At 38.2% G+C, this 511-nt stretch carries 1 protein-coding gene; it reads right to left on the reverse strand.

Features of this window, described 5'->3' with window-relative positions:
- On the reverse strand, nucleotides 1-511 hold a 511-nt coding region (locus R7R78_RS29620; protein WP_225475028.1), incomplete at both ends, for an EAL domain-containing protein.

Consider the following 511-nt stretch of genomic DNA (forward strand, 5'->3'; position numbering starts at 1 on the left):
TGAGTTAATGAGTGGCTTGTCTTTAACATCTTATGATGCTCGATGTACTCAGCACCCTCGAAGATCAATCCGTGTAAGCAGAAAGGGGCTAAGAAGTACTCTAGTGCTTGTATAGACTCTTGGTCGGCGTGTTTTAGAAAGCTTTTGTCAATCTTGATACGATCCCAAAGTATGTTGCCAAGTGACATGTTAGCCAGCTTGTTGTTACGGTGATAGTCATCCAGCCAAATCTCGATATTGTTCGCTTGTAACACTGATAAGTTTTCGCGTATTTCTTTTGATTCGGTATAACAATCAAGCTCGCTTATCTCAAGAGCAAACTTAGCACCATTGAAGCTTAAAAGCTCACGGACAAAATCTTCGTCAGCTAAACAAGAGAGTTTAATATTAAAAGAGTGTAGTTGGTGAGGGTATTTTTCAAGAGAAAATCGAATTTGTTGTAAAGCGAGAGTTTGAATAAACGTGTTGTCTATAATGGAAAAGAATACGTCGTTGTTTATGTTGCTTTTAT

This window comes from Vibrio sp. 2134-1, from assembly GCF_033339495.1.